The 22,066-nt window shown below is 67.2% G+C and carries 14 protein-coding genes and 1 pseudogene; 4 read left to right on the top strand and 11 right to left on the bottom strand.

The window, feature by feature from the left end:
* Positions 1 to 70 precede the first annotated feature (70 nt).
* The 3 genes from ettA (at position 71) to ARC63_RS19985 (ending at position 4,296) form a co-directional block, all read left to right on the top strand.
* On the top strand, positions 71 to 1,735 hold the full coding sequence (gene ettA, locus ARC63_RS19995) for an energy-dependent translational throttle protein EttA (protein ID WP_010481992.1): 1,665 nt from the start codon (positions 71 to 73) through the stop codon (positions 1,733 to 1,735).
* 124 nt (positions 1,736 to 1,859) lie between these two features.
* Positions 1,860 to 3,176 (top strand): NCS2 family permease, encoded by a 1,317-nt coding sequence (locus ARC63_RS19990; protein ID WP_057504217.1) that lies wholly within the window; start codon positions 1,860 to 1,862, stop codon positions 3,174 to 3,176.
* A 154-nt stretch (positions 3,177 to 3,330) separates the two neighbouring features.
* The gene (locus tag ARC63_RS19985) at positions 3,331 to 4,296 is read left to right on the top strand and encodes a DUF4434 domain-containing protein (RefSeq protein ID WP_057504216.1); all 966 of its coding nucleotides are present in this window, start codon (positions 3,331 to 3,333) and stop codon (positions 4,294 to 4,296) included.
* Here the strand turns inward: ARC63_RS19985 and ARC63_RS19980 are convergent.
* From ARC63_RS19980 to ARC63_RS19945, 8 genes and pseudogenes are all read right to left on the bottom strand, one after another.
* Entirely contained in the window at positions 4,290 to 7,109 is a 2,820-nt protein-coding gene (locus ARC63_RS19980) for an NfrA family protein (RefSeq protein ID WP_057504215.1), read from the bottom strand. The two genes, ARC63_RS19985 and ARC63_RS19980, sit on opposite strands and share 7 nt — an antisense overlap.
* Positions 7,106 to 9,253, bottom strand: a complete 2,148-nt coding sequence (locus tag ARC63_RS19975) for a glycosyl transferase family protein (protein WP_057504214.1) — start codon at positions 9,251 to 9,253, stop codon at positions 7,106 to 7,108. The genes ARC63_RS19980 and ARC63_RS19975 overlap by 4 nt, the downstream gene beginning before the upstream one ends.
* 6 nt (positions 9,254 to 9,259) lie before the next feature.
* Positions 9,260 to 11,462: pseudogene (locus ARC63_RS19970) on the bottom strand (hypothetical protein).
* On the bottom strand, positions 11,459 to 12,643 hold the full coding sequence (gene wecB, locus ARC63_RS19965; protein ID WP_057504213.1) for a non-hydrolyzing UDP-N-acetylglucosamine 2-epimerase: 1,185 nt from the start codon (positions 12,641 to 12,643) through the stop codon (positions 11,459 to 11,461). The pseudogene ARC63_RS19970 and the gene wecB overlap by 4 nt, the downstream one beginning before the upstream one ends.
* A gap of 267 nt (positions 12,644 to 12,910) precedes the next feature.
* Positions 12,911 to 13,945, bottom strand: a complete 1,035-nt coding sequence (locus ARC63_RS19960) for a fimbrial protein (RefSeq protein ID WP_010481999.1) — start codon at positions 13,943 to 13,945, stop codon at positions 12,911 to 12,913.
* Positions 13,936 to 16,500, bottom strand: a complete 2,565-nt coding sequence (locus ARC63_RS19955; protein WP_057504212.1) for a fimbria/pilus outer membrane usher protein — start codon at positions 16,498 to 16,500, stop codon at positions 13,936 to 13,938. Before ARC63_RS19955 ends, ARC63_RS19960 begins: the two co-directional genes overlap by 10 nt.
* Before the next feature lie 92 nt (positions 16,501 to 16,592).
* Positions 16,593 to 17,321 carry a fimbrial biogenesis chaperone gene (locus ARC63_RS19950; RefSeq protein WP_049411192.1) on the bottom strand — a complete coding sequence of 243 codons (729 nt, stop codon included), beginning with the start codon at positions 17,319 to 17,321 and terminating at the stop codon, positions 16,593 to 16,595.
* Between the two features lie 85 nt (positions 17,322 to 17,406).
* On the bottom strand, positions 17,407 to 17,946 hold the full coding sequence (locus ARC63_RS19945; RefSeq protein WP_010482005.1) for a fimbrial protein: 540 nt from the start codon (positions 17,944 to 17,946) through the stop codon (positions 17,407 to 17,409).
* Positions 17,947 to 18,405: 459 nt separating this feature from the next.
* Here ARC63_RS19945 and ARC63_RS19940 point away from each other — a divergent pair, with 459 nt between their 5' ends.
* Entirely contained in the window at positions 18,406 to 18,771 is a 366-nt protein-coding gene (locus ARC63_RS19940; protein WP_010482007.1) for a hypothetical protein, read from the top strand.
* Positions 18,772 to 18,796: 25 nt separating this feature from the next.
* Here ARC63_RS19940 and pncB read toward each other — a convergent pair whose 3' ends face one another.
* The 3 genes from pncB to ARC63_RS19925 all read right to left on the bottom strand — a co-directional run bounded on the left by pncB (position 18,797) and on the right by ARC63_RS19925 (position 21,773).
* A complete protein-coding gene (gene pncB, locus ARC63_RS19935) occupies positions 18,797 to 19,975 on the bottom strand; it encodes a nicotinate phosphoribosyltransferase (protein WP_010482009.1) in 1,179 nt (392 codons plus the stop codon).
* Positions 19,976 to 20,082: 107 nt separating this feature from the next.
* Positions 20,083 to 20,922, bottom strand: coding sequence for a glycosyltransferase family 2 protein (locus ARC63_RS19930; protein ID WP_057504211.1), 840 nt, complete (start codon positions 20,920 to 20,922; stop codon positions 20,083 to 20,085).
* The gene (locus tag ARC63_RS19925) at positions 20,919 to 21,773 is read right to left on the bottom strand and encodes a glycosyltransferase family 2 protein (protein WP_019338031.1); all 855 of its coding nucleotides are present in this window, start codon (positions 21,771 to 21,773) and stop codon (positions 20,919 to 20,921) included. Before ARC63_RS19925 ends, ARC63_RS19930 begins: the two co-directional genes overlap by 4 nt.
* Positions 21,774 to 22,066: the final 293 nt, after the last annotated feature.

Genomic DNA, 22,066 nt, shown 5'->3' with positions numbered 1-22,066 from the left:
TCTGTGCCCGCTGCCGCAACGGGATCTTCCCGTGACGGACCGGGCGCAGGGCCGCGCCTACGGAGACCGCATGTCCTCGCAATACATCTACACCATGAACCGCGTGTCCAAGGTGGTCCCGCCCAAGCGGCAGATCATCAAGGACATCTCGCTGTCCTTCTTCCCGGGCGCGAAGATCGGCCTGCTGGGCCTGAACGGCGCCGGCAAGTCCACCGTGCTGAAGATCATGGCCGGCGTGGACACCGATTTCGAGGGCGAAGCCCGCCCGCAGCCGGGCATCAAGGTCGGCTACCTGGCGCAGGAACCGGAGCTGGACCCGACCAAGACCGTGCGTGAAGCGGTGGAGGAAGGCGTGGGCGAAGTGCTGCAGGCCCAGGCCGCGCTGGAAGCGGTGTACGCCGCCTACGCCGAGGAAGGCGCCGACTTCGACGCGCTGGCCAAGGAACAGGAGCGCCTGGAGGCGATCCTGGCCGCTGGCGACGCACACACCCTGGAAAACCAGCTGGACGTGGCCGCCGATGCGCTGCGCCTGCCGCCGTGGGATGCCGTGGTCGGCAAGCTGTCCGGTGGTGAAAAGCGCCGCGTGGCCCTGTGCCGCCTGCTGCTGCAGAAGCCGGACATGCTGCTGCTCGACGAACCGACCAACCACCTCGACGCCGAGTCGGTGGAATGGCTGGAACAGTTCCTGGCGCGCTACACCGGCACCGTGGTGGCGGTCACCCACGATCGCTACTTCCTGGACAACGCTGCCGAGTGGATCCTGGAACTGGACCGCGGCCGCGGCATTCCGTGGAAGGGCAACTACACCGACTGGCTGACCCAGAAGGACGAGCGCCTGAAGCAGGAAGACAACCAGGAAAAGGCCCGCCAGAAGGCGATCCAGAAGGAACTGGAGTGGTCGCGCCAGAACGCCAAGGGCGGCCGCACCAAGGGCAAGGCCCGTCTGGCCCGCCTGGAAGAGCTGCAGTCGGTCGATTACCAGAAGCGCAACGAGACCAATGAAATCTTCATCCCGCCGGGCGAGCGCCTGGGCAACGCGGTGATGGAGTTCAAGAACGTCTCCAAGAAGTTCGGCGACCGCCTGCTGTTCGACAACCTGAGCTTCCTGGTGCCGGCCGGCGCCATCGTCGGCATCATCGGCCCGAACGGTGCCGGTAAGTCGACCCTGTTCAAGATGATCACCGGCCAGGAAAAGCCGGACACCGGCGAGATCGTGGTCGGCCCGACCGTGAAGCTGTCCTACGTGGACCAGAGCCGCGACGCGCTGGAAGGCAACCACAACGTCTTCCAGGAAATCGCGGGCGGCCTGGACATCCTCAACATCAACGGCATCGAGATCCAGTCGCGCGCCTACATCGGCCGCTTCAACTTCAAGGGCCAGGACCAGCAGAAGATGGTCGGTTCGCTGTCCGGTGGTGAGCGTGGCCGCCTGCACATGGCCAAGACCCTGCTGCAGGGTGGCAACGTGCTGCTGCTCGACGAACCGTCCAACGACCTGGACATCGAAACCCTGCGTGCGCTGGAAGATGCGCTGCTGGAGTTCCCGGGCAACACCTTCGTCATCTCGCATGACCGCTGGTTCCTGGATCGCATCGCGACCCACATCCTGGCGTTCGAAGGCGACTCGCACGTGGAGTTCTTCCAGGGCAACTACCGCGAGTACGAAGAAGACAAGCGCCGCCGCATGGGCGACGACGCGGCGCCGAAGCGCCTGCGCTTCAAGGCGCTGAAATAAGGCAACCGGAAAGGCCGCGCTCGCGCGGCCTTTCTCCTTTCGGTAGGTCACCACCGTTGGTGGTGACGCTTCAAGGCGTACCGACCAACGGTCGGTACCCACCACCAACGGGTCGAGATTCCCCATGTCCCTTTTCGAGCGCCTGTTCCAGCTGCAGCAGCACGGCACCACCGTGCGTACCGAGCTGCTGGCCGGTGTCACCACCTTCCTGACGATGTCCTACATCGTCTTCGTGAACCCCGAGATCCTCGGCACCACCGGCATGGACGCGGGCGCGGTGTTTGTGGCCACCTGCCTGGCTGCGGCGCTGGGTTCGGCGGTGATGGCGCTGGCCGCCAACTTCCCCGTGGGCATGGCACCGGGCATGGGCCTGAACGCGTTCTTCGCCTTCACCGTGGTCGGTGCCGCTGGCCTGCCGTGGCAGCAGGCGCTGGGTGCGGTGTTCATCTCCGGCCTGGTGTTCCTGGTGCTGTCGCTGACCGGCGTGCGCGCATGGCTGGTGTCCGGCATCCCCTCGTCGCTGCGCTCGGCGATCGTGGCCGGCATCGGCCTGTTCCTGGCGATCATCGCGCTGCAGAAGTCCGGCATGATCGTCGGCAATGAAGACACGCTGGTGGCGCTGGGCCCGTTGAACACGGCGCCGCCGCTGCTGGCACTGGCCGGCTTCCTGCTGATCGCGGTGCTGGAAGCACGCCGCATCCGCGGTGCGATCCTGATCGGCATCCTGGCGGTGACCGGCGCGGGCTGGGCGTTGGGCGACGTGCAGTACCAGGGCCTGGTCTCGCTGCCGCCGAGCCTCGCACCTACCTTCCTGCAGCTGGACCTGCCGGGCCTGCTGCACCATGACGGCGGCGCACCGATCGCAGTGCTGCTGCAGGTGGTGCTGGTGTTCGTGCTGGTGGAAGTGTTCGATGCCACCGGCACGCTGTACGGCGTGGTCGGTCGCGCCGGCCTGCTGAAGCTGCCGGGCGCGCAGAAGCGTTTCGGCCGTGCGCTGCTGGCCGACAGCACCGCGATCGTGGCCGGTTCGATGCTTGGCACCAGCAGCACCACGGCCTTTGCCGAAAGCGCCTCGGGCGTGCAGGTGGGCGGCCGCACCGGCCTGACCGCGCTGGTGGTGTCGGCGCTGTTCCTGGCGGCGCTGCTGTTCTCGCCGCTTGCGGCAATGGTGCCCAGCTATGCCACCGCGCCGGCACTGCTGTTCGTGGCTGGCCTGATGCTGCGTGAGCTGGTGGAAGTGGACTGGAGCGACCTGACCGAATCGGTGCCAGCCGCACTCTGTGCGCTGGCGATGCCGTTCACCTACTCGATCGCCAACGGCCTGGCGTTCGGCTTCATTGCCTATGCCGCGCTGAAGGCCGGTACCGGGCGCTGGCGCGAAGTGCATCCGGCCGTGTGGCTGGTGGCGGTGCTGTTTACCCTGCGCTACGCGCTGGAATAAGCGGTAGGCGATGCCGGCCAGCGGCCGGCGCTACCAGAGCACGCTTCGGCCCGCGACCGGGACTACCGGACGCAAGGTTCACCCGCCACGCACGGCGCTCTGGGATGATGCGGGCATGGTTCGGCCCGACCTTCCCGCGGATCCTTCTTCGCCGTTGCGCCGTCGCTTGCTGCGCGCGGCAGTGCTGGCGCCGTTGGCCGCTACGCTCGCCACCCTGCCCGGCTGCTCGCTGCCGGTGCAGGTCGATGGCACCTTCCTGCAGCCGTGGCGCAGCCACCTGCAATGGGGCCTGGCCGACTGGCAGCGATCCTTGAAGCTTGCGCATACGCTGGGCTGCCGTCAGCTGGTGCTGCAATGGACCGGCATCGTCGGTGGCAGCGACGGCGACTGGTCACTGCCCGACGGCAGCCTGCAGCAGCTGTTCACCGCCGCCGGCGAGAACGGCATCCGCATCCGCGTCGGCCTGCCCTTCCAGCAACGCTGGTGGCAGGCCATCGCCGCGGACGACGCCACGCTGAAGGCCTTCCTGGCCGAGAGCCTGGCGTACGCACGCAGCTGGTTGACACAGGCACCCTGGGCGCAGCAGCCGGCCTTCGGGGGCTGGTACCTGCCCTACGAACTGGAGCAGTACCACTGGGCCGATCCGGTCCGCCAGCAATGGCTGGCGCAGTGGCTGCACGGGCTGGTGCAGGCCGCCAGCACGCGCGGCGGTGACTGTGCGATCTCCTGTTACTTCAGCCGCCTGCAGACCGATGGCAACCTGGTCACGCTGTGGCAGGCGGTGCTGGCACAGGCCACGCTACGGCCGATGGTGCAGGATGGCGTGGGGGTGGCCGGTGCCGGCAACGTGCAGCAGCTCCAGCCGTTGCTCGATCATTTCCATGCACACGGCATCGGCTTCGATGCGATCGTCGAACTGTTCCGCGAACTGCCTGGCAGCGCCGCTGATGGCAGCGGATTCAAGGGCGAAACCGCCGATGCCGCACGTATCCAGCGGCAGTTGGCATGGGCACGCGACAGCGGCGCACAGCACGTGCTGGTCTATGCACTGGAGCCATGGCTGACCCAGGACACGCCGCAGGCCGCAGCGCTGCGGCGACGCTGGGGCCTGCCTCAGTAGTAGAGGATGGCGGTAGCGAACAGGCCCTTGGCGCGCTGTGTATCACCGCCACCGATCGCGAAGCGGTACTGCACGGTCAGGTCCAGGTAGGAACGCGGCGTGTTGTAGTGGTCCTCGCGGAACCCGTAACGCACGCCCACGCCCGGCCCTGCACCAAGTGACCAGCTGCGCTGCGTATCGTTGAGCGCGAACGACTGCGCCGGGAACGGCGGATAACGGATGTCGCGCACGCGCGAGCGCTGGTCCAGCCAATCGGCACCCACCACGACATAGGGTGTGACCACCCAATGCGTCTGCCCTGCACCGAAGCGGAAACTGCGCCCGGCGCGCAGTTCACCGGCAGCGAACCACTGTTCGCGATGCAGGCGCCCATTGGCCTCGCCCAGGCGCCGCACCGGCGTGCCGTTGGCATCAAGCGCGTCGAGGGTGAAGGTGGCACCGTTGTCGTCCCAGGTGTATCCCCCCTGCGCGTAGCCACTGACCATCCACCACTGGTTCACATCGGTGCGCAGATCGGTGCCATGGTAGTAGCCATAGGTCAGGTAGGACATCCAGCCACCGGAACCACTGGCCAGCCGGTAGCGCGCCAGCGTGCTGGCTTCCAGTGGCCGGTTCAGGGCCAGCTGCAGGCGGCACTGCACCGCTGCCGACTCGGGGTAGACCTCGCCCTGGCTGGTTGCACTGCCGAGGAACTGTCGGCGCTCGATGCCAGCACTCAAACCGCTCTGGCCAAACGCGTAGCGCATGCCGAAGGACGCGATGGTGGAGGGCCAGCCGGTAGTGGAACGCGAGTGGCTGAGGCGCTCCGCGCGTGCACGCGCATCCGGCGTTGATTCGCCGGTGCACGGGTCCACCGCGCGGATCGATTCGTAAGTGCCACCCTCGTCGTACAGCGTGTTGAGCAGGCGCGCGTAGAGTTCCAGCGTGCCATGCTGGTCGTTGAAGGCCGGGGGCCGCCAGAACGCCTCCAGCGTGCTGAACACCGAATCGCCGGGCGTACTGATCGCCGCACCGCCGACATTGGTCGCCGCCTGGCGAGCACCACGGAAACCCGCCGAGGCGATCACGCCCCACTCGCGCGAGTAATTGGCGATGGCATTGCGCACGTTGTAGTGCTGGTGCGCATCCAGTGGCAGCTCACCGGCATCGGCGCGATCAATGGCGCTGCGCAGCAGCGTCACCGCCTGCGCATGGTCGCCGTTGGCTGCGCTGGCGTAGGCCTGGTCGAGCACTACGCTTTTCGGTGCCTTTCCGGTGGCCTCGGCGGCACGGAAGTCGGCCAGTGCGCGCGCCGGTTCGTGGGCCCTCTGGTTGAGGTAGCCGCGCTGCATCAGTGCACCCGCGTCATCAGGACGCTGTGCCAGTGCCGTATCCAGGCGCTGCCGCGCTTCGTCCTGCTGGGCACGGTTGCCCGCCGCCAGCGTGGTGGTCAGCAGGCCTTGCAGGTTCGCGTCGTCCGGTGCGAGTTGCACGGCCTGCCGCGCCTCACCGATGGCATCGGCGTAATCCTGGCGCGCGTAGGCAGCGTAGGCACGCTGTGCGGCACCGCCATCCCCCTGCAGATCGGCCGGCACCAGCTCGCAGACGTTGCCGCTGTCACCGGACTGGCAGTGCTGGACCGGTGCCGGGTAGGCCTCGGCGCTGATGCGGGGAGGCTCGCGACTGGCACGGGTCGCCCGGCTGCGCTGCTCGATGCCCTGCTGCAGCAGCTGCCGTGTCCGTGCATCGCCTTCAACTGCCGGTAGCGCCGCCTGCAACGGTGCCAGCAGTGCAGCTGCGCGTACCCGATCACCTGCGGCCAGCGCCGCATCCACCGCCAGCAGCCGCACGTTGCGCTGCTGCGCGGTTGATCCCGGCGTGGCGAGCGCGGCATCGAAATCCTCATTGGCCCGCAGCGTACTGCCCTGGCGCTGGCGCAGGTAGCCACGCATCACCCGGGCATTGAGATCGTTGGCGTCCACCTGCAATGCCTGATCAGCACTGTGCTCAGCGTCGGCCAGCTGATCGCCCTGCAGCTGCGCGGTGATCAGCAGCAACCGGTATGAAGCAACGTCGGGTGCCAGTTCCACGGCGGCGTGCGCCTGCTCAATGGCGGCGGCATCCTCGCCTGCGGACAGCAATTGATAGGCCTGCTGTGCCTGCAGCAGCGCGCGTTGGCGGCCCAGTGTCACGCGCCGCGCGCGCAGCGCTTCGACATTCGGTGCACCCAACTGCAGCGCGGTGCCGATGGCGGCGTCGGCCTGTTCGGGCTGTTGCTGTGCCTCCAGCGCCGCCACCCACAGCAGGGCCCATGCGCCCTGTTCCGGCTGCTGCCGGAACGCCTGTTCGGCCTTTCTGGCGGCGATGCCCATCTGCCCGGCGTCGTAGGCCGCATAGGCTTCGGTTGCCAGCATGTAGGCCTGCCGGTTGTTGTGGCCGGCCACCGTTGCGGGTGCACGCGGCACCGCTGTGCTACGCGCTGCACCTGTGGTCGTCCTGGGCGCGGCGGCCAGCGCAGGCAAGGCTGGATCCTTCATCCCCGCGTCCAGCGCACGGCGCGCCTGCTGCTGCGCTTCTGCGCCACGACCAAGCTTCTGCAGCGCATAGATCTGCAGCAGACGCAGCCGCACCACGTCCGGGCGCAGCCGGATCGCTTCGCTGGACTGCCGGTAGGCCGTGGGGTAATCGCCACGTTCATAGGCAGCAAACGCCTGCTCGGCGATGCGGTAGGCCGCACCGGACAGCGGCAGTGGCACCTCGGCCTGCGCCATCACCGGCGCGGCGGCCGTGGCCAGTGCCACGGCAATGACGGTGGACAGCAGCGTGGTCTTCATGCCGGCAAGGCTCCGGGCGGCGGCGACTGCAGCGTGGCCGCACGCCGGCGCTGCTCCTGCATGGCCTGGGCCACGGCCTCCTCGGTGGTGATGCCCTGCTTGACCAGGTAGTCGCCGATGCGACCGTCGCGCTGCGGCATGTAGTCGTCCAGTGCGATCTCGAAGCGTGCGTGATCGATCAGGCGCATTTCCACCAGCAGGTCGCCCAGCAATGGCACGTTGTCCAGGTGCCACTGCCGTTCGCCACCGATCAGGCGCAGGCCCGCGTTGATCTCGTTTTCGCGGGCAATGCTCTGTTCGATGTGCTCGCTGCGCGTTTCCTGCTTCAGCAATGCCACGGCGTCCTCGGGCAGCGGACTGGTCACGGCCAGTCGCAGGGTGCCTTCCTGGCGCGGCGGCAGCGGCAGCATGCGCCATTGCACGCAGGCATCGGCACTGACCGGGAACTGGCAGGCACGCAGGTAATCCACGTCGATCACCGCGCGTGGCAGGTCACCCTGGAACGCGATGGCCTCGGCCAGGGTCTCGTCATCCAGCCAGCCCTGGGTGAGCAGGATGCGGCCCAGCGGCTGCTGGCGGCCTGCCTGCTGCTGGTCCAGCGCCTGCTGCAGGCGCTCGGGTTCCACCGCCTGCCAGGTGGTCAACAGCTCACCCAGTTGCTTGCGGGTCTGCACCAGCTGCGCCGCATCGGGGAAGTCGTGCATTGTCTTGTCCCAGACCATGCGCTTGCCGAACAGCAGGTAGGCGAGGAACACCTTCCAGGCACGGGCGGTGGCCATGAAATTGATCATGTTGCCGACCACCATGCGCGGGATCGACATCAACGCATGCTCCCAGCCGTACAACCGGTTGACGAAATAGAAGCGCTGCACGACCCGGGTCGCCAGCGCTGCGGTGGTCAGCAGCGCGACATTCATCTGCCAGGTACCGGCCTGGAACACGCTGGGGAACTGCATCGTCCACAGCCCGGTCATCTTCAACAGCCAGAACAGCAGCAGCTGCAGGAAGATGATGTAGGCGATGATGCTGACGAACGAGGTGATGATGCCCTTGCGGTCGCGTGCCAGCAGGTACTTGGTGGCCAGTGAGCCGCGCCAGCCCAGCGACTCCCAGCTCTGCAGGCCGATGCCCAGCACCCAGCGTGCCTTCTGCCGGTACGACGCGCGGAAGTTGTCGGGGAAGTACTCGCGCACGCACAGCGCCATCTGCTGGGTGCGCTCGCGCACCGGTCCCCAGCCGAACCATGACGGACGGCGCACGCGGAACTGCACCGGGAAGCGGGCGAAGATCGACTGCATGCCCATCGCCGCCAGCCGCGCACCGACGTCGTAGTCCTCGGTGAGGCTGTCGGTATTGAAGGGCTGGTTGTCGGTCTGCGCGCTCAGCGCCAGCAGCGCGCGCCGGGAGAAGCAGGTACCCACGCCCGCGGAGGGCACCATGCCGGACACGCTCTCGCGCACCACCAGATCCTTTGCGTGCCATTCGGCGAACTCGTCCATGTAGACGCCGGCCACCAGTTCGTACCACTCGCGGTCCAGCGAGGTCACCGGCAACTGGATCATGTCCTTGCGTGGCAGCAGGTAGTTGTAGAAGCGCAGTTCCATCGGGTGCAGCACGTCCTCGCTGTCGTGCAGGATCACTCCGGCGAATTCGATGTCGTGGCGCTTCTCGTAATCGAAGATGGCCAGGATCAGCCAGTTCAGGCAATCGGCCTTGCTGGTCGGCCCGTCGTGCGGCACCTGCACGCGGCGCAGGCGCTTGTAGCGGCGGCGCATGCGCTCCACTTCGTCGATGGTCTGCTGGTCGTTGGGATAGGTGCCGACGAACACGACGTACTCGCGGTAGTCGAGCACGTTGATCATGTTCTCCACCATCTGCGCGATGACGTCGTATTCCATCCACGCCGGCACCATGATCGCCAGCGGCTGTTGCGGCCGCTGCATCAGGTCTTCCTGGGTCAGCGGCCGGTACGCTTCGCGACGCTTGATGGTGAGCGCGCGCCAGCTCTCGCGAACCCAGTACCAGACATCGATGAACAGGTCATCGAGGCTGGAGATCAGGATCAGCACGGCCACCGCCGCCGCCGTGGTTTCCAGGGCGGCGTAATAGTTGGCCAGCTGGATGTTCCAGAACAGACCGTCCACGGTGGATCAGTGCCCTGTGTTGGCGGACTTGCGGCGGCGCACCTGGGTGACGCGGGCGGCCAGCAGCGCGAACACGATCACGCCGACCAGCAGCAGCAACCAGACCATGTGCCGTTCCCACTTCGATTGCGGATTGCCATCCTGGGCAACGCGGCTTCCGTAAGGATCCTGGCGATCGAACTCGCGCACGGCATCACTGCCGTCGAGCACCGCAAGATCACCGCGCAGCAGCCGGAACGGTGCGCCGAACGACGGTGCCTGTGCGCCCAGGTCGCTGTACAGCACGCCGAGCTGGCCGCCGGAGGTGCCGACCTGCACCACCGCAGCGCGATCCAGGCCGCCGACATCCAGCAGCGGCTGCGGCTTCCCGCCGATCAGCAGGTGGCCGTCCTTCAGGCCGGCCACATCAACACCCGACGGCGCCACACCGAAGGCCAGCCACGGCGTACCCGGGCTGACCGCCGCACCGGCATCGACCACCTTCAGCGCCGACGCCTCCGGCGAGGCGCCCACTGCACTGGCCACCGCGATCACCTTGCGCAGCGATGCCGGCGCATCCTGCAGCCACGTGGCGGGCACGAACACCTGGTTGCCGCGTGACAGCTGGCTGCTGGCACCGACGAAATCACTGCCCAGCGAACGCTTGGCCAGGGTCAGGTGACTGCTGGGCAGGACCGATACCGGATAGGCGGTGGCCGGATCGTGGCAATAGGGGCGTGCCGGCTGGCGCAGGAAGCTGACCCGGATCTCGTTGCGCGCCGACAGCGCATAGGCCGGCACCTTGGCCACCAGCCGCTGCGGCTGGCCGTTGGCCGACAACACCTTGCCCCCCCAGCAGGTAATCGTTGAAATGGATGGTGGCCACCGCGCCCTGCCCGGCCGCGTTGGGGGCCGCCGAGACGTCGATCACCACCTCTTCGGGCAGGCGCCCATCGGCCGACAGCGCGCCGAGGTCGAAGGTGGCACTGCGGTCCGCGCGGGTGACGACATCCATCGTGCCGGCGATGTTGCCGAGCCGGCTCAGCAGCACCTGGTCACCGTCCAGCTTCGGCGTGCCCGCTGCGCTGACCTGCAGGCTGCGGCCCAGCGCATAGCTGCGCCACTGTTCGGCGAACAACCCGGCGACCTTGCCCGCCGCCGCCGGGTCGACCACCAGCGTCGGACGGCCGGCAACGGCCACCACGCTGACCGAGGCGCTGGTCGCGGGCCTTTCCAGGCCACCCATGTCGGTACCGCGCCACGCGGCGAACGCCGTGCCCGCGTCGGCGCCAGTGGTGGCAACCTGTGCGGCCAGCGCATCCAGCGCCGCGCGCACGCCGGCCCGCAGCGCATCACTGCCGATCATCACATCGGCGGCCAACGGCCCGCTGTCCCGCAGCGACAGCAGCGCACCGACTTCGGCCAGATCCTTGATCGCGTATGCCCGCTCGCCCGCGGCCAGCGCGGCATAGGCCGGCACGCCCTGCAGGCTGGCCGGGATGCTGATGCCGGTCAGGTCGACACTGTCACCAACCTTGGGCAGCGCCACCACCTGCACCTGCTTGCCACCGGCCTGCAATGCGGTACCGATGCGCCAGGCCGCATCGTAGGCGGGCGCCTGCAGTGCCTTGCCATCCACCAGCAGGCGCACCTGCGGGGGCAGCGCACCCCACGCCTTGGCCACGGTGTCCACGGAGCGGCCGTCGAAGCGGTAGCTGAAACGCGAGTCCGGCGACAGCCGCAGCACGTTGGCCGGCGCGCTCTGGTCGGCACATTGGTAGTCGGACACGATCGACCACCAGCCGACGCCGACCCGCACGAAGCCGTTCTGGCGGGGTTCGCCATCGATGGCCAGCAGCTGGCTGGCATCGCCCTGGGCATCGGTGATCGAGCGCGCGGCGATTGGATCGCCATCCACCGACCACAAGCCCGAGGTACGCCCAGCGTGCCCGCGTACATAGCGCCCATCGAGTTGCAGCTGTGCATCGCGGGTGGCAACGCCAGCCGGCACCGGCAGATAGACCTCGCGCTGGCTCTCCTGCCCGCTGAGCACCAGCGGTTGGCGGAAACCGAGTTCGCGCAGGGTCATCTGCCGGCTGACCGTGCTGTCGCCGCTCCATTCGGCGAACTGGCCGGCGACGCTGTCGGCGGCATGGGCACTGCCAACCACGCCCGACAGGACGAACGCGGCGGCGGATGCAAACAGGGGAGAGCGGCCGGTCTGGGTCATGGCGTCACTTCGCGTGGATGGGAGTGGGCGGCACCGCCGCCGCGGAGGCCGGGCGAGAATTCGGGAAGGGGCGTGCCACGCAGGGCGGCGACGATGCGCGCGCTGGCACGGCCATCGCCGTAGGGGCTGGCGTCGGGATCGAAGCGGGTCGGGTGCGGTGGTTGTGCCAGTGCCGCGTTGACCGCTTCGACAATGCGCGAGGGCGTGGTGCCGACCAGCGTCACCACACCGGCCTCGACCGCCTCCGGGCGTTCGGTGACGTCGCGCATGACCAGCACGGGCTTGGCCAGCGCCGGCGCTTCTTCCTGCACGCCACCGGAGTCGGTGAGGATGACGTCGGCGCGCTGCATCAGGCGCACGAAGCGCAGGTAATCCTGCGGCGGCACCAGATGCACGTTGTCGAGATGGCCGAGGTGGGCGTTGACCGGGCCCTGCACGTTCGGGTTGAGATGCACCGGGTACAGCACCTGCAGGTCCGGTCGCCGGGCCAGCTCGGCCAGCGCGCGGCAGATGTCCTCGAAGCCCTGGCCGAAGCTCTCACGGCGGTGGCCAGTGACCAGCAGCAGGCGACGATCGGGATCAAGCATATGGAAGGGTTCGTCAGCCCGCGCACGCAGCGCCGGGTCGGCATCCAGGCGCTCCACGGTCTGCTGCAGGGCATCGATGACGGTGTTGCCGGTGACCAGGATCTGCCCGCCCAGGTGTTCACCGGCCAGGTTGGCGCGCGAGCTGGGCGTGGGCGCGTACAGTTGGTGGCCGACCACATCGATCACCCGCCGGTTCATTTCCTCCGGCCACGGCCGGTTGATGTCACCGGTGCGCAGTCCGGCCTCGACATGGCCGATCGGAATGCGGTGGTGGAACGCGGCCAGCGCGGCGGTCATCGCCGTGGTGGTATCGCCGTGCACCAGCACCCTGTCCGGACGGACCTGCGTGTACAGCGCGTCAAGCCGCTCGAACAGCTTCGCGCACAAGCCATTGAGGGTCTGGTTGGGGACCATGACATCGAGGTCATGGTCGGCGGTGATCTCGAACAGCGACATCACCTGGTCCAGCATTGCCCGGTGCTGGCCGGTGATGCAGACCACCGATTCGATATCCGCAGCCTCGGCCAGGGCACGCACCAGCGGCCCCATCTTGATCGCTTCCGGTCGCGTGCCGAACACCGACAGGACCTTCACCGCAGCGCTCCGGGCGGACGGCGCGAGGGAATGCCAGGAGCTGTAGCCACGTCTGGATCCTTTCGGCGTTCCCGTCCAACACCCGCAGGCAGGAGACGGTCACCTCATGAGGAAACTCCAAAATCGCGACGTATATCACATTCGAATGATGGTACGCGCGTCGTGGCATTGATCTTCATCGTTGGAAGATCAAGACGCAGTCAACGCCGCCCGCGGAACGGGCGACGTTGCGGTGGAACGCAGCAAGGGCAGCCGCCTGGGGCGGCCTTACTCGTACTGGATGGTGAACGTGGCCTGGCCGTTCGCGACACCGGCGCCGACCGTACCGGCCTGGGTCTGCACATAGCGGGCGCGCAGCGGCAGCGCCATGACACTGGTGCCCGGTGCGGTGGTGCCCACGTTGATGGTCTGGCCGAAGCGGACTTCGCGCTCGGTGGTGCCGTCACGCTGGACCATCTGGATGCCGATGCGGGTGGCGCTGTTGCTGGCGGCGCTCAGCTTCAGCACGCCCGGCATGTTCGAACTGTCCTGGTCGGCATCCAGGCGGATGCCGATCTTGCTCTGGTACTGGGCAACATTGCTGCCCTGGCAGTTCAGGCGGATCTCGAAATCACGATCGACGGCCTTGGAGCCGACACCGGTGAAGGTGGTGTTGGGCACGCTGCCGAAATCGACGGCGATGTTGCGGCTGCCGGCCTGCACTTCACAGGTCGGGCTGACCACGGTGGTGCCCGAGCCCTTGAAGGTTGAAGTCAGCACTGGGCGGCTGGCACTGTCACCGTCGAAGTAGTATGTGGTGAAGCGCCCATTGGGCGCGATCACGCCCGAGCCAGTCTGTGCTGCGGTCTTGATCAGCTGGATGCGGAAGCGACCGCCAATCAGCGTAACGGTGCTGCCACCGCCAAAGCTGAGCTGATGCGGGTAGTAGACCTGGATCGCCCCGGAATCACGGAACAGCTTGATGCCAACACCGGGGACGTCGGTTTCATAGGTATTCGCAAAACCAGGAACCGGACGCTTCTGCGCCGCGTTGACGTACTCGCCGATCGAACGACCACCGTTCCAATCGCAGCTGGCCACACGGTCGCGCTGGGTGATCGACTCGCTGATTTCCTTGATCACGCCGCCAACCGGTGTGCTGGGCAGGATCACGATCTGGCCCATGTCCATGGTGACGTCCTGGGCCGTGAACCAGCTGGAGCTGATCCGGCACGCAGCACTGGCCTGCTGCGCCAGCAACACACCACCGAGCACGGCCACGGCAGCCAGCGCCTTGCGGCCTCGGGAAGAAATCATCGGCATGCTGCCTCCAGCGGGATGAAGCCGGTCTTGGACGCATCGGCGCCCGCCGGAACCTGGTAATCGACGGTGCAGCGCTGGTCGGCGCCTGCGCCCCATTCCACCAGCAGGCGGCCCTGGTTCTTTTCACTGCGCACGTACAGGCGGCCGCCCTGGCTGACCATGCCCACCGGCTGGCCCTGCTCGTCCTTGACCTGCGCACCGAACGGCATGGTGCGACCATCCGGGTTGCGCACCTGGATCAGCAGCGCGTTGCCCTTGCGGGTATCGAAGCGCAGGTAGCTGATGGCACCGGCGAACGGCGCGATCGACTGGCTGGTGCTTTCCAGCTCGACGTCGTGGGCCATGCCCTGCGGGTCGAGGGTGACGGTGTTGAGGCGGTACGGCGACACGTACGGCACCACGGCGTAGCCGCGGCCATCGACGCGCAGGCCCGGGGCGTTGCTGACGATCGCATCGCGCGCGCCCGGTGCTTCCACCAGCACCATGGTGTCGCCACGCTGCGGGGTGAAGGTGAAACCACCCGGATGCACGACCACGCTGCCATTGGCACCCACCGAAGCCTGACGGAAGTCACGCGAGTGGCTGTAGCTGGCGTTCAATGCGGAATAGCGGCTGCGGTATTCGACGTTGCCGATCGCGGTGGTGCTGCCCTCGCGGGAATCGGACAGGGCCGCGCCATAGCTGAAGTTGTTGTCGACACCGGCCGAACCGGTGATGCCAACGCGGCTGTTGTCGTAGCCCCCGCGGTCGCGCACGCCAAGATCAGCACTGAACGACACCGGGTGGGCACCACGGCCCAGCGGCACGCTCATCGACAGCAGGTACTGGGTATCCGAGCGGCCGAGTACGCCCTCTTCGGTGCGCAGCGCCGAGAAGCCGTAGTTCACCGAACGCCAGGCGTTGTTGTAGCCGACCTGGTACTGCTTGGAGGTGCCGGAACGGTCGTAGAAGTCGCGCACCGAGCCGGTCACGTACAACGCGCCGCCCCGACGGCCCAACGGCTGGTTCAGGGTCACCTGGAACTGGCTGCGCTGGCGGCCACGGGTGGTCGGATCGATGCCGCGCTTGTCCGAATCACGGCCGTACAGCGCATCCTGCAGGCTGTAGAAGCCTTCGGTCGAATAGCGGTAGGCGGCCAGGGTCAGGTTCGTCCCGGTCTCGCCGATCATGTTGCTGTAGCTCAAGCGCACGCTGGCACCGGTGTGGTTGCCGTAGTGGTCGAACGTCGTACGTGCGTGGGTGACGTCGGCGGCGAACGCGCCAACCGGCGTGGACAGGCCGACGCCGTACAGCAGCGACAGGTAGCCGTCGCTCAGTGCGCTGCCGCCGTACAGCGTCAGCTGGTTGCCGATACCGCGCTGGTAGGTGCCCTGCACCAGCCACGGCTCATCGGCCAGCAGCTTGTTGCGCACCTGGCCGGCGGTCAGCGAGTAACGCGACACGCCTTCGCGCAGCATCTGCGGCACCGAACCGAACGGCACCTTGAATTCGCGGCGGCGGCCATCGGCCTCGATCACGCTCACTTCCAGATCGCCGCCGTAGCCGGTCGGGTACAGGTCGTCGATGACGAAGCTGCCCGGCGACACGGTGGAGGAGTAGATCAGCTGCTCGTTCTGGCGCACTTCGATGCGTGCATTGGTCTCGGCGATGCCGCGCACGACCGGCGCGTAGCCGCGCAGCGAATCGGGCAGCATGCGGTCGTCGCTGGCCAGGCTGGCACCGCGGTAACCGATCGAGTCGAACAGTTCACCGGTGGTGTAGGCCTCACCGATGGTGAGCATGCCGCGCACCTGCGGAATGCCGCGCTGTGCATAGGTGGCGATGCTCTGCCAATGGCGGCCATCGCCCTCGGACCAGGTCAGGTTCGAATCGTGGCGGAACTGCCAGCCACCCAGGTTCATGCCGGCGTTGAGGCCGAGGTAGGCACTGCGGTTGCGCTGGCCACCTTCGACACGGCTGTCGCTGTCGATGGCATTGAAGCTGTAGCCGACGAAGCCGGCATTGATGCCGCGGTCCCACAGCGCCGGGTTGACGTAGCCGCGTGCCTCACGGCGCAGGAACACCTGCGGGATGCTCAGGTCGTAGCGCAGGTTGCCGCTGTCATAGACACCATAGGCATTGGCCATGCGCTGCTGGACCGGCACGCAGCTGGTCTTGTCGGTCGGCACGGACGGATCCTGCTGCAGCAGCACGGCTTCGCTGTCCACGCCCATTTCTTCCAGCATCGGCAGCGGCAGGCAGGCGTCGACACGGCCCTGCGCATCGGCCTTGAACTGCAGATCGCGACGGCCCTGCCAGGCACCGTTGACGTAGACGTCGACACGATAGTTGCCGGCCACCATCGGGTTGCCGTTGCTGAAGGCCGCCAGGTCGACCTGCTTGGCCTGGCCAGACAGGAAGCTGGAATTGAACTGGGCCGACTCCGGTGCACGCGCATTGGCCGCACCACTCTGCGCCATCAGGGCCTGTTCGCCGAGATTGGCCGGGGCAGCCAGCGCCCATCCTGGGCAGGCCACGCCAGCAACCAGCAGGCAAAGCGCCTGATGGATCGACAATGTCAATCTGTTTCCGATCACACTGACATTCCTTCAATTCGCCGCACAGCGGCGGTGGCGGGATGCGCAGGCCAAGGGCCAGCGCGGCGCGTTCAGCCCCCGGTGCTGCCGAGGCGGATGGTGTGTTCCACCCGGCCGCCGTAGTCGTTGATGGTGATGAAGCGGACCTGGTCGGTGCCCGCCGGTGCGGCGAACTCCAGGCTCTGCTTCGGCGCGACCATCGCGCCCTTGTCCTCGACGGCCTTTTCACTGCTGCCGGTCACGGCATGTACTTCGGCCAGAGTGACGTGGAAGGGGCTCGGGTTTTCCACCCGCAGGCGGTCGCCGGTGCGGGTCCAGCGCAGCGCTGCCGGCGCGTCGTTGGCGACGCCCTTCAGGCCCTGCGGCCGGTAGAAAAGCTTCAGGCGCGAACGGAACGCGACCTGCAGGTAATTCTGTTCGCCACTGTCGGCGTTGTCCGGGGACGGCGGAACATCCAGCACGTTGAGCCAGAACACCGACTCACGGTCGGTCGGCAGTTGCGCGCCGGAGAAGATCAGGCGAAGCGCCTGGCTGCGGCCCGGTTCGACGCGCGCGATCGGCGGCGTCAGCACGAACGGGGCATCGCTGGTATCGGCGGTCTGGTTGGCGTCGCCGCTGTCGATCCAGGCCTGCACCAGCGCCGGCGAATCGCCCACGTTGTCGACCTGCACGGTGACTTCGCGCGCCTGCGCCGGATAGATCACTCGCGTGCCATTGACCACCACGCCGGCCAGAGCGTTCTGGCAGAAGGGCAGCGTGAACGCTGCCAGCAGCAGCGCCCGGGGAAAGATTGCTTTCATCGGAAGTACTACGCTCGAGGTATGTGGCCTGGGGCCGCGATGCACTGGCCGGCGCGTACGCCGGCCAGTGCGGGTACGACTACGATCAGTTGTAGATGATCGTGTACTTGACGCTGCTGGTGACGTCGCCCGGGGTGGCGGCGGCAGTGGCGTAGTACTCAGCGTAGTAGTTCAGGTTGGCGGTGCCGTCGCCGGCCACGGTCACCCACTGCGAGTTGTCCTGGGCCAGACCGGTGCCAGCCGCCTTGATCGGCAGGAACGTGTTGTTCGAGCCCAGCAGCTGCAGCTGCACGTTGGTGGCAGCGTTGGCCGAAGCCTGGTTGACCAGGCGGCCGCTGTTGAAGTCAACGGTGGAACCCGGCTCGAAGTAGGTGGCGACGTTGCCGGCGCTGCACTTGCTCAGGTTGATGGCGAACGGGGTACGGCCCGCAACGGCACCGGCGGTGGCCAGGGTGTTCTTGGACACGGTCGGCAGGTTGACGGCGAAGTCCTTGCCGCCCGGGGTCGAGATGGTGCAGGTCTTGTCGGTCACCTTGCCGTTGAAGGTGATGGTGCCGTCGGCGGCGTTGGCGGCCAGCGGAGCGGCGGCCAGCATCAGAGCGGCGATGATATTGATCTTGTGCATTCGCTTTTACCTAACCCTACTGAAGAGATGAGAAGTAGAGGAGGAAGCAAGGAGCACTGCCGGGCTATCAAGACCCATCCTTGCGTCTCACCTGTGGCCGGACTCGGACATACCTTCCCCTGAATCCGTGACGCAAGTATAGGCACAACTGTGATGAAAGTCTCATTATTTTTCTGAACGCCAATTCATTGACGCTTTAAATGTGACGTGATAGGCGAAATCGAGATCCAGGGAGCGTGGGGAAGGTGACGGTGGCCGGATCAGGTCACAAACGACCCTGCATGACGCTCCTGCTGACGCGTTTGGCATGCGCGGAAACAGGCTTTTTTCAAGTGAAAATCGCCTTATTTGATGCGCATCACTCTTTCTTGGTGATGGCCCTAGCAGATTCGGATTTGTCCTATTAAAGACGGATCGAACCTGTCGCTAACTAGGACACACCGAACCAGAGAACGTGTCATGAGGAACTCCATTCTGCTGTGCGTGGCCCTGATGTCCGTCAGCGCACTGGCCCAGGCCAGCAGCGGCAGCATCCGTTTCAGCGGCCGCATCGCCGAGCCGGGCTGCACGACGGCCCTGTCCCAGGGTGAGCTGAGCCTGGCCGCCTGCCCGCCGTCGGCCAAGGGCTCGACGGTTGCCGTGACGGCCCTTGCCGATGGCCAGGCCGCCACGCTGCGCGACGGCAAGCGCCAGGGCCAGAAGCTGTCGGTGTCGGCCAGCGCGATGCGCGCCGGCGATATCGCCTTCTCCGAGCGTTACAGCGTGCAGGCTTCGAAGCAGCAGCCGCTGCAGGGCGCCTACCTGGTGGTGGTCGACTACCTGTAAGCCGGCGTGCTGCAAGCCGACGCGTTTACGCCGGCGGCAGCTCGAAGACCTGGCGCAGATAGGCCAGATAGCCCGGGTCGTCGCACATGCTCTTGCCCGGCGAATCGCTGAGCTTGGCCACCGGCTGGCCGTTGCAGCGGACCATCTTGATGACGATGTTGAGCGGCGTTGGCCCCAGATCATTGGTCAGGTGGGTGCCGACGCCGAAGGCGACCTGGCAGCGACCACGGAAGTAGTCGTACAGGCGCATCACCTTGGCGATGTCGAGCCCATCGCTGAACACCAGCACCTTGCTGCGTGCATCCACCCGGCGCTGCTGGAAGTGCGCCAGCATGCGGTCGCCCCAGTCGAACGGATCGCCCGAATCGTGGCGGACACCGTCGAACAGCTTGCAGAAGTACATATCGAAGTCGCGCAGGAACGCATCCAGGCCGACCACGTCGGACAGCGCGATGCCCAGATCGCCGCGATACTCGCGTGCCCACGATTCCAGTGCCGCCACCTGCGAGTCGCGCAGGCGCGGGCCCAGTGCCTGGAAGGCCTGCAGATACTCATGCGCCATGGTGCCGTGCGGGGTCATGCCGTACAGGCGGGCGAAGTGCACGTTGCTGGTGCCGACCAGCTGCGGGCCGAGCGCGTCGCGCAGCAGCGGCAGCAGACGGGCGTGCCAGTCACGCGAGTAGCGGCGGCGGCTGCCGTAGTCGGCAATGCGGCACTGCTCGAAGCCAGGGGTATCGCGCAGCAGCGCGGCCTTGGCCTGCAGGCGGCGCTCACCCTCGGCGAAGTCGGCGGTGGTGGTGTTGCGGAACCAGACTTCGTTGATGATCGCCAGCAGCGGCACTTCGAACAGGATGGTGTGCAGCCACGGGCCGGTGATGTCCAGTTCGATCTCACCGGGCACGGTCTTCGACGCGCGTAGCTGGATGTACTTGCGGTCGAGGTGGAACAGGCCGAGGAAATCGGCGAAATCCGGCTTCACGAAGCGCAGGCCACGCATGTAGTCCAGCTCCGCGTCGCTGAAGCGCAGGCTGCACAGGTGGTCGATCTCTTCGTCGATCTGGTCGATGTAGTGGGCCAGGTCGATGCCGGGCGTGCGGCACTTGAACCGGTACTGCACCTGGGCACCGGGGTGCTGGTGGAGCACCGCCTGCATCATGGTGAACTTGTACAGATCGGTGTCGAGCAGGGACTGGATGATAGGCATGGGGCGGATTATGCGCCCGGCGGAGTGAACCGTGGGCGCGTCCGCCTTCCGTAGAGCCGGGCCCACGCCCGGTTGGATTGTTGCCTGAGCCGCGCGTGGGCTCGGCTCTACAACGACCTGCGCAGCAGGCGCGGCACCAGCATCAGGGCGTGCGCCCAGATCGCGCCCCACACCGCCACCCGTACCGGCAGCGAACGCTGCCTGGCCTCGAACTTCTGGAAATAGCGCCACAGGCCCTTGTGCTTGTGCCATTCAACGAAGAACGGCCGCGAGCGGCTGGAGACGCCACGAACGTGGGTGACCTGCAGGTCATTGGCGATCGCCACCACCGCCCCGGCTTCGCGCGCGCGCCGGCACAGGTCCAGGTCTTCGGCGTGCAGACGATAGCCCGCGTCCCAGCCTCCGATGCAGTCGAACAATGCACGCGGCATCATCAGCAGCGCGCCAGACAACGCCGGCACCCGCTGCAGCACCTGCTGCGGGTCACGCGGCACCGCCAGCTTCGAGCCCTTGCCTGGCGAGCGCAGCATCATCAGGAAGTCCGGATCGCGGCGGCGCACGGCCTCGTCGGCATGGCCCTGCTCGTCGACCTGTTCGACGCCGAGCAGGCAGTCGCCCAACGCTTCGGCACGGGCGCGCAGTGCGGCCAGTGTTTCCGGTTCAACCATCAGGTCCGGGTTGATGAAGGCCAGCCATGGGCTGTGCGAATCGGCCACGCCCTGGTTGTTGGCGGCGGCAAAGCCGGGATTGTCCGGATTGCCGACGAAACGCACGCGCGGGTCGTGGCTGGCATGGCGCCGCACGATATCCAGCGTGCCATCCATCGAGCCATTGTCGATCACCCGGATCTCGGCCACGTCCTGCGCCTGGCGCAGGCGCGAGAGGCAGGCATCGATGGTGCTGCCACTCTGGTAGGTGACGACGATGGCGGCAATGGCAACATTCAAGCAGGAGGCTCCGGCGCGGAAGACGGGACGAACAGGTCCCCCTGTTCCTTCGGCATTATCGCCTGCCGCATGCGCTGCTGCAGGTCGGCACGCAGCCCGTGCAGTGGATCATGCATCAGGAAGTCAGCCAGCCGAGGCACCCAGCCCGGCCAGCGCGCGGCCAGGGCCTCGAGATCGCCATCACGGCTGACCGCCTCCCCTGCCCGGCTGACGAAGGCGGTCTCGCACAACACGTTGCGCCATCCCAGGCCGGCCATGCGCAGGCTCAGGTCCACCAGCGCCGCGTTCCAGCCGGCATAGCTGTCCACGTCCAGGCCGCCGGCACGCCGGCGCGCGTTGCCCCGCACCAGCACCGCGTGGGTGACCGCCGACGGCAGCTCCGGGTGCAGCGCTGGCAGGCCGGCACAGGTCTGCGCCAGCAGCGCGGCATCGTCGGGTTCCGGATTGATCTCGCCCAGCCGGGGCCACGCAGCGGTTTCGCCGGCATTGCACCATGGGGTTGCGGTCGCGATGGCGGCATCGCGGGCGAAGGCGTCCTGCAGCTGCTGCAGCCAGCCCGGTGCGGGCACGCTGTCCGGTGCCAGCACCGCCACGTCCATGCCATCGCAGGCGCGCAGCATCTCGTCCAGGTGGGCGACTTCACCCAGTGGCCGTGCACGCCGGGTGTACTCGGCCTGCAGTGGCGTGTGCGCCAACCAGTGTTCCACCACCGCCTGCGCACGCGGCCCGGTCTGCGCGTCGTCGGCCAGCCAGACCGCGGTCCCCGGCGCGGTGCCCGCATCCAGTGCGGCCAGGCAGCGGTCGAGCGCGGCATCGTCCACGCACAGCGGCAACAACACGATCGCCCCCATCCCGCCTCCGTGGTTGTCGGTAGCCACAGACTAGCACTGAGAGGGTATCGGCCGGGCTGCACCCGGCACCCGCTTCAGGCCAGGGCAACAGCAACAGCCGAAGCAAAAGCTGGGTTCCTGGGGGTTGGCGGGGGGGGGGCGGGTGGGGGGGGAGGCGCAAAGAAGTCCCTGTAAACTCGGGCGCCGCCTCCCTGCGGCGCCCCGCCCCCCCACCCGGCCCCCCCCCCCCTCCGCCAACTTTCCCGCCCCTCCCCCTCTTCTTTTGGGCCGCGCCCTGCCCAGGCCACGACTCA

It is taken from the genome of Stenotrophomonas geniculata ATCC 19374 = JCM 13324 (assembly GCF_001431625.1).
GTDB lineage: Bacteria > Pseudomonadota > Gammaproteobacteria > Xanthomonadales > Xanthomonadaceae > Stenotrophomonas > Stenotrophomonas geniculata.
The sequence above is the reverse complement of the archived record's forward strand: the minus strand, read 5'-3'. Positions and strand labels throughout refer to the sequence as shown.

Excerpts from the sequence above, each read along its gene's own strand:
- ARC63_RS19990 (WP_057504217.1), top strand. The coding sequence starts at position 1,860 with ATGTCCCTTTTCGAGCGCCTGTTCCAGCTGCAGCAGCACGGCACCACC.
- ARC63_RS19960 (WP_010481999.1), bottom strand. The coding sequence starts at position 13,945 with ATGCCGATGATTTCTTCCCGAGGCCGCAAGGCGCTGGCTGCCGTGGCC.
- ARC63_RS19950 (WP_049411192.1), bottom strand. The coding sequence starts at position 17,321 with ATGAAAGCAATCTTTCCCCGGGCGCTGCTGCTGGCAGCGTTCACGCTG.
- ARC63_RS19945 (WP_010482005.1), bottom strand. The coding sequence starts at position 17,946 with ATGCACAAGATCAATATCATCGCCGCTCTGATGCTGGCCGCCGCTCCG.
- ARC63_RS19940 (WP_010482007.1), top strand. The coding sequence starts at position 18,406 with ATGAGGAACTCCATTCTGCTGTGCGTGGCCCTGATGTCCGTCAGCGCA.
- ARC63_RS19925 (WP_019338031.1), bottom strand. The coding sequence starts at position 21,773 with ATGGGGGCGATCGTGTTGTTGCCGCTGTGCGTGGACGATGCCGCGCTC.
- pncB (WP_010482009.1), bottom strand. The coding sequence starts at position 19,975 with ATGCCTATCATCCAGTCCCTGCTCGACACCGATCTGTACAAGTTCACC.
- ARC63_RS19980 (WP_057504215.1), bottom strand. The coding sequence starts at position 7,109 with ATGAAGACCACGCTGCTGTCCACCGTCATTGCCGTGGCACTGGCCACG.
- ettA (WP_010481992.1), top strand. The coding sequence starts at position 71 with ATGTCCTCGCAATACATCTACACCATGAACCGCGTGTCCAAGGTGGTC.